This is a genomic window from Kocuria sp. CPCC 205261, assembly GCF_040981025.1.
GTDB lineage: Bacteria > Actinomycetota > Actinomycetes > Actinomycetales > Micrococcaceae > Kocuria > Kocuria marina.
In genome coordinates this window covers 1-1,411 of record NZ_JAVKPU010000035.1, presented here as the reverse complement: position 1 = coordinate 1,411, position 1,411 = coordinate 1, and the positions used below count along the sequence as shown (strand labels likewise).

Below are 1,411 nucleotides of genomic sequence, written 5' to 3'. Positions count from 1 at the left end.
GAGTTGAGCCCCCGATAGTGGTGTAGCGCGGTGGTCTTGCTCGTCGTTGCCGACGAGAGCGCGGCCACCGTGAGATCTTTCGAGTTCACCTCTCACAGCACCCTCGAAAGGACATCATCACGATGACCGCTCCTCACATTGTCGACCCTGCCGGCCTGCTCGGCGAAGCCCTGTCCGACGCGTCCCCGGATCTGATGCGCAGCTTGTTGCAGACGGTGATCAACGCTCTCTTGTCTGCTGATGCCGAGGCGGTGGTCGGCGCCGAATGGGGCAAGCCCACCCCGACCCGGTCTGCGCAGCGCAACGGCTACCGGCACCGTGAGCTCGACACCCGCATCGGCACGATCGACGTCGCCGTGCCGAAACTGCGCACCGGCACCTACTTCCCCGAGTGGTTGCTGGAGCGGCGCAAACGGGCTGAGTCCGCGCTGATTACCGTGGTCGCCGACTGTTACCTCGCCGGGGTCTCGACCCGTCGGATGGACAAGCTGGTGAAGACCCTGGGCATCAACTCCCTGTCGAAGTCCCAGGTCTCGCGCATGGCCGGTGACCTCGACGAGCACGTGGAGTCCTTCCGCCACCGGCCACTGGACGAGGCCGGCCCTTTTACGTTCGTCGCCGCCGACGCGCTGACCATGAAGGTCCGAGAGGGCGGGCGGGTGGTCAACGCGGTCGTGCTGCTGGCCACCGGGGTCAACGGCGACGGCCACCGGGAGGTCCTCGGGATGCGGGTGGCCACGGCCGAGACCGGGGCGGCGTGGAACGAGTTCTTCGCCGACCTGGTGGCCCGGGGCCTGGGCGGAGTCCGCCTGGTCACCAGTGACGCCCACGCCGGTCTCAAGGACGCGATCGCCGCGCACCTGCCCGGGGCGTCCTGGCAGCGGTGCCGCACCCACTACGCGGCCAATCTCATGTCGATCTGCCCGAAGAGCATGTGGCCGGCCGTGAAGGCGATGCTGCACTCGGTCTATGACCAGCCCGATGCCGCCGCGGTGAACGCCCAGTTCGACCGGCTGATCGACTACGTCGCCGAGAAGCTGCCCGAGGTGGCTGAGCACCTGGCCGACGCCCGGGAGGACCTGCTGGCCTTCACCGGCTTCCCGAAAGACGTGTGGATGCAGATCTGGTCCAACAACCCCGCCGAGAGGCTGAACAAGGAGATCCGCCGGCGCACCGACGCGGTCGGGATCTTCCCCAACCGAGCCGCCATCGTTCGCCTCGTGGGCGCGGTGCTGGCCGAGCAGACCGATGAGTGGGCCGAGGGCCGCCGCTACCTCGGACTCGAGGTCCTCACCCGTTGCCGGCTCACCCCCGCGGCCCGCACCGGAAGCGAGGTGATCCCCGACCCCCTGACCGCCCTCACTGCCTGACCCCTACGAAAGATCGCTACACCACTTCTCGGGGCTTGACC

Annotated in this window: 1 protein-coding gene; it reads left to right on the top strand. The window is 68.1% G+C overall.

The features are described from left to right. The first annotated feature begins 122 nt into the window (after positions 1-122). Positions 123-1,370, top strand: coding sequence for an IS256 family transposase (locus RF646_RS13250; protein WP_131332349.1), 1,248 nt, complete (start codon positions 123-125; stop codon positions 1,368-1,370). Positions 1,371-1,411: the final 41 nt, after the last annotated feature.

What these genes read in the sequence shown, in the direction of transcription:
- RF646_RS13250 (WP_131332349.1), top strand. Translation starts at nt 123, where the DNA reads ATGACCGCTCCTCACATTGTCGACCCTGCCGGCCTGCTCGGCGAAGCC.